The sequence below is a fragment of the Trichocoleus sp. FACHB-46 genome (assembly GCF_014695385.1).
In the GTDB taxonomy this organism is placed as follows: domain Bacteria; phylum Cyanobacteriota; class Cyanobacteriia; order FACHB-46; family FACHB-46; genus Trichocoleus.
In genome coordinates this window covers 1-5,245 of sequence record NZ_JACJOD010000002.1, presented here as the reverse complement: position 1 = coordinate 5,245, position 5,245 = coordinate 1, and the positions used below count along the sequence as shown (strand labels likewise).

The following is a 5,245-nucleotide window of genomic DNA, read 5'->3' as shown; positions in this document are numbered from 1 at the left end:
TCTTTTCAGGGCGGTATCGCAACCGGAGAAAGCGGTTTGGCTTACGCTTGAACTTGATTGCTGGCTTGCTCAACTATGAACTGGCACATCCCTCTTGATTCATGCAGGAGGTCTATTGAAAGAACCCTCCTTAAAAGATGGCCTGCTTCGATTTTCCTCTAACCTTTACAGCCACCTGCCTGACACCAAGTTTTTTGAAAGAACTTTTAGCGATTGATTTTTCTCTCGTTGATTCGCCAACAGTATCGGATACGTGTAAAAACCTGCAAGATAGACTTGAAGCGATTGATATATATGCCTTCTATATTTACTCAAAAGGTTTGAGTAGTTACCACAGGGACGCAATTACTCAACGAAGAAATGAGGGTTTCAGGTTTCAAAGGCACCCAAGATTACGCTTGTAGTACGGTATTTTTTGACTGGACTAGGCCAGATTTAGTCCAGAGGTTTGTAGTACGAGGACTTAGTTTCACTTCTGGGTGGGCTATTGCTTTTATACTATTGAGCTATTGACAAGAGAATTCATGTTTATACATGTGGTTTGCTGATATCTACTGCGATCACACCTGGGTATCCAAGCGAAATGGCGTACTTGGAGAAAAACGCCTTGCTCTGTCTGGACCCAGATCAATCTCGCTAGGAATTGCGGTCGATTTCCATTTCTTTGGTGATGATGACTCTGTTCGGCACGTCCGAGTGCTGATGCACACCGATGATCAGCAGTTGGCACAAACTTGTCTTAACTTAAACCTTCAGACGTGGGTGGCGGCACTTGAGGTGGCGGTCATGATGGAGACGGGACGACCGTTTCAGATAGAACGTCTTCCAGGATCTCTGATGTTCGCTATTTGGCTAAGCCAGGGTTCTGAAGATTCTCCAGCATGCGTGATGAACTTTGAGCGCGGAAGACCATCAACTCTCAATTACGAGAAAATCGCTCTGGCAATGGTCATATGGAACGGTGATGTGACGCACCATCTCTTCTATCTCAGACGGTTTATTGACGAGAGCCTACCTTTGGATGTGCGGTGGTTGAATGGCTATCGTATGCTGGAATGGCACTTTGTTGGCAAGAAAGCAGGACTTGCAAAGTCCCCATCATGGCGATCGTTTGTTGAAAGATTTGATGATCTTTTTAAGCCGCTATTGCGTTCAAACCAATCGAGTTATGGTCTTATTGAAGAGGCTCGAGCACTCGCTGCACACGCTGGAGCCGATGAGCGTTCAGATGCTGAGCGCCAACGCGAGCCACAAAACGCAATGGAAAAGACTTTTCAGGTTCTTGAACAAATGATTATGACAGTGCTCAATGAGCACCTAGCAAGAGTTGGAAGCCCAATTCGTTTTCAAGATCGGATACGTTCCGATTGAGTTATAGCAGTTTATGTTTGCTATTAAGAATCCTTACAACTCCTACTAATAGCAGGCTTCAGGCTATAAATTCCTGCCTTGGGGTAGTAGGGATCATCCTTGAATTCACTGATAAATGAGCGAAATAAGGAGAGTAAGTAAGGTGGCGATTGTGCTCTCATCCCAGCCACTAGACTACAGCTCAAGAGAGTTTCATAGCTGCTGCTACCTCAGTTATTAGCCTAATTACCAGTTGCAGATGACGAACTGAGGAAAAGATACCTTTGGCGGGAAAAATATAGAAAGTTTTAGCCTGACTATATGAAACACGGTCGTCAGACCCAGCCTTTCATCCTGATAATAGCTGGACCACTAAATCGGTTATAGAGTCTACTTATAAGCTATCTGTCAGACATTTTACACTAGAAAAAAGATCATGAATCCAACCTTTTTGACAATCGCAAGGCAAGGTAGAAATGGCTGGAAACGTTATTTACTTGGCATAGTGATAACTTATAGCATAGCTATAACTATCCTGGTACCTCTCGTACTCGCCAGTGCTTATATTTTAGGCATTCCTATTAATAATCCTAACGCTTCAGATTTAGTGCTGAACTGAAATCCTATTCGTAGTATGGTTTTTGGAGGATTGCTTTCTATTGCGCTTGTTTTAGGTCTTTTTTTAGCAGTAACCCGAGTTCATAAACGTAAGTTTATGACTTTGGTCAGCCCAGACGCTACTATTAATTGGTTGCGTGTGCTCCAAGGCTTTATTGTATGGCTGGGGTTACGTGGTGTTAGTTTTTTCGTATGGTACTTAATTTCTCCTTCGCTCTTTTCCCTAACATTTAATCTTTCAGAATGGCTACCATTTGCTTTTGTAGCTTTGATCTTCGTCCCAATTATGTCCTTAGCCGTAAATATTTTTATACTTGGGTATTTGCTTCAGGGATCGGGCCTTTTGATTCGGCACCCTCTTCTTCTGCCAATAGTTTGGGGTTTTGTAGTTGGTGGTCTTGGTAGTATTGGAAACAGTCCAGAATACTGGATTCGCGGTGTTTTTTACGTGGTATTCCTTGCCTGGCTTGTAATCAAAGATAATAGGCTTGAACTAGCCCTCGGTTTGCAGACTGCTGAACAGCTTTACTCCCTCATTTTTATAAGCTCCCCTAACCCTGCAATAGAAGGACCAACTGTTTTCAATATTTTTGATTCTGCTGATCTCTTTTTACCTGCTTTGGCAACTATTGCTCTCAGAGCGGGTTTGTTCTACTTCATCTTCTTTGGTAGAAGGAAAAACTTGTCTACATCTATTCCAGATTAATCAACATCGATAAACAGCAAGCCGCATCGCTGTCTATTAACCGAGTCGGAGCGAAGTGCCGAAAACCCTTGGTACGGCTGCTAAGGTTACTGACAGCCGTTTCACTGGGCTGTGATCGTAAGTTCCTAATAGGTTTAAAGGCCCGCTAAAACTGTGGTTAGTTTGAAACCCACCTTCGCTATCCAATCAGTGCGATCGCCTTCCCGCTCATAATTGAGATCTTGTTGATATCCCAGCCATTGAGAAGCCTTGGAACTCCCGCTCTCAGGAAGCTTCAGGCTATAAATTCCTGCCTTGGGGTAGTAGGGGTCAGAAGCTCAAAGTATAAGGGGTCTCTACCGATATTTAGGCAAAGTTTAGGCAAACAGAGTAAAGCGCTTTCTACAACCTATAGCCAGAGAGCGCTTTATTGCTTCTATGAAAGGTCTTCAGATCCTTTACCTCAAACCAACCTGCAAATATTCGGTCATTTGTTTTACATCTGCTCCACCTGAACGAAAAGATTGCTTGTAGCGTCCAATGACTGTAAATAAACTTGTCTCCAAATCAACGTCTCAGTTCTTTGCATGATTGATGAGTTTGTTTACAGCCGAGCTTGCAAGAGACCGCTTCAGAAAGGAGCCAAAACCTCATTCCGTTGTTTCTGTTCTAGGCTGTTCTTCCCAAGGGGCTCGCTTCCCGATATACTGGCTTTTCACTTTTCCCTGCTCTTTCCAGTAGGCATACCAGTAAGGCCCATGCCCCACATCAGCCACTTCTCCAACCATACATTTGCAACTGCCCGATTGCAGCGTCGCTTTTCCCGTTGGTAGGCTTTGTCCTGATAACGCCGTTGCTCAGTAACCGCTGCTTCAAGTCGCAGCGGTATAACTAAAGCTGCCTCCGCTTCTGAGGCGATCGCCTCAGCTAGCCAAGCATAAATCTCCTGCTTCTGTTGCAAGTTCAACCGTTGTAGAGTGGCACGAAGCGATTCTAGAGAAGGTTTGCGTGGCATGGCAAATTCTTGTGTAACTTCAGTCGTTATTTCCCTGGTTACACAAGAAGCTTTATTCAAGTAGCCCTGCGATCTTGTGTAATCCTCATTTGTACGTGCTAGCCCTCCGGCTTAATTAAGCTGCGATCTTGTGTAACTTTCTTCCCTAGTTACACAAGATGAAACTGACATCAAATCTTTTCAACCTTGGAGGTTTCCTGAGGAGGTAGAGCTTTAATCCAAACCTCTGACTCATAAAACTCCCCTGGCTGCTCTAACTCAAAGCCCCCCAGCAGTAATCCTAGCCATAGGTTGACCCAAGATATTCCCAGTCCTTGATACAACTGCTGGAGGGAAATCCTCGGTTCTCGATGCTGCTGAAGCCACTGACTGATCGCTTGGCCCCACTCTGCGACTGCCTCTTCATGAGCGATCGCCCAGACCAAATCTACCTCAGCGGGTCGCTCCTCCTCTTTTCCTGCATCTACCTCGCACTGCTCCAACCATTCCAAGATCACCTCCTTATCCACTAGAGCCGCGATCGATCCTGCTCCCAAATTTTCATCTGTTCCTTGCTTGGCTCGGCGTTTGTGTGGAGGAGCAGGCTCCATCAACTCGGTTAAATCCACACTCATTGTCTGGCGCACCACATCCGCAAAGAAGCCTGACTCGACAACCGGATCACGGTAGGCCTCCTCCCATTCCGTAATCAATACCTCTGCTCGTACAGCACATAGCTCAGCCACTCGCAGCAGCGCTTCTCCCGCTACTTGCAACTGCTCAGGTTCTGGCGCTTGGGCGATCGCCTCATCCATCTGCCCCAACAGCTCTGCCACATTCGCTCGCTCCGGCATGATCTGAGCCGCCCTCAAAGAATTCCACAGTGGTAGTTCTAGCTGCTGATTCATCCTTCCATTCCTCTCAAGACCAGCGCCTCCAGATGAGTCGCATGGTAAGCACAAGGACGGACTGGGCACTGAGATACAGAGTGCTGTTGCTCATGGGCATAGCGCTCAAACCCACTGCGTTTCCCCTGGCCGTATTGCTGATACAACGCCTCTAGTAATTGACGCGCATACTCCTTCACCAACCGAGGTGGGAGCCCAAAAGTATGTTGAGGTTGCGTCATGGCCCTCGGCTGATTTCCTACCCACAGCTCGGCACACATCGCATGAATCACCACCTCATCATTCGCTTGCCGAGGCTGGTCTACATAAGTATGGAGAACCACATAAGGCACCTCAGGAACTGAAACCACGATTTCTGCAATCTGAGATCGCCGCCTTACACCTTGACCTCGTCCCTTCCGGTAATAAGAGCGCCGACTGTGACAGAGAGCATCCTGCCAGCACCCATCACCTCCGACCGCAGCATCGTGAAGTTTTCGAGCTTCTGCTGGCGTCAGTAGGCTACAAGCCCAGCAGGTTTCATTCGGCGATCGCCCCATCTTGATTGAGTCCGAAAGGCTTCCTTATTATGACGAGTCCAGTAAAAAATTGGCTCGTGCTGTGAATAATCTTAGAATACTTAGATAGAGATAAGTAAAGTTATCTCTATCTGAAATTTGCTCAACCTTCTCTGTGGCGATGACTTCATTT

General features: G+C 46.3%; 6 protein-coding genes and 1 pseudogene. 4 read left to right on the top strand and 3 right to left on the bottom strand.

Annotated elements, in window-relative coordinates:
• From H6F72_RS00040 to H6F72_RS00030, 4 genes and pseudogenes are all read left to right on the top strand, one after another.
• Nucleotides 1-98: pseudogene (locus tag H6F72_RS00040) on the top strand (IS5/IS1182 family transposase); the annotation flags it as partial.
• 436 nt (nt 99-534) lie between these two features.
• Nucleotides 535-1,371 carry a hypothetical protein gene (locus tag H6F72_RS00035; RefSeq protein WP_190430990.1) on the top strand — a complete coding sequence of 279 codons (837 nt, stop codon included), beginning with the start codon at nt 535-537 and terminating at the stop codon, nt 1,369-1,371.
• A 415-nt stretch (nt 1,372-1,786) separates the two neighbouring features.
• Entirely contained in the window at nt 1,787-1,969 is a 183-nt protein-coding gene (locus tag H6F72_RS29935) for a hypothetical protein (RefSeq protein WP_206755408.1), read from the top strand.
• Nucleotides 1,970-1,984: 15 nt separating this feature from the next.
• A complete protein-coding gene (locus H6F72_RS00030) occupies nt 1,985-2,674 on the top strand; it encodes a hypothetical protein (RefSeq protein WP_190430989.1) in 690 nt (229 codons plus the stop codon).
• Between the two features lie 694 nt (nt 2,675-3,368).
• Here the strand turns inward: H6F72_RS00030 and H6F72_RS00025 are convergent.
• The 3 genes from H6F72_RS00025 to H6F72_RS00015 all read right to left on the bottom strand — a co-directional run bounded on the left by H6F72_RS00025 (nt 3,369) and on the right by H6F72_RS00015 (nt 5,094).
• The gene (locus tag H6F72_RS00025) at nt 3,369-3,668 is read right to left on the bottom strand and encodes a hypothetical protein (RefSeq protein WP_190430988.1); all 300 of its coding nucleotides are present in this window, start codon (nt 3,666-3,668) and stop codon (nt 3,369-3,371) included.
• Nucleotides 3,669-3,838: 170 nt separating this feature from the next.
• Nucleotides 3,839-4,555, bottom strand: coding sequence for a hypothetical protein (locus tag H6F72_RS00020; protein WP_190430987.1), 717 nt, complete (start codon nt 4,553-4,555; stop codon nt 3,839-3,841).
• A complete protein-coding gene (locus H6F72_RS00015; protein ID WP_190430986.1) occupies nt 4,552-5,094 on the bottom strand; it encodes a hypothetical protein in 543 nt (180 codons plus the stop codon). The genes H6F72_RS00020 and H6F72_RS00015 overlap by 4 nt, the downstream gene beginning before the upstream one ends.
• Nucleotides 5,095-5,245: the final 151 nt, after the last annotated feature.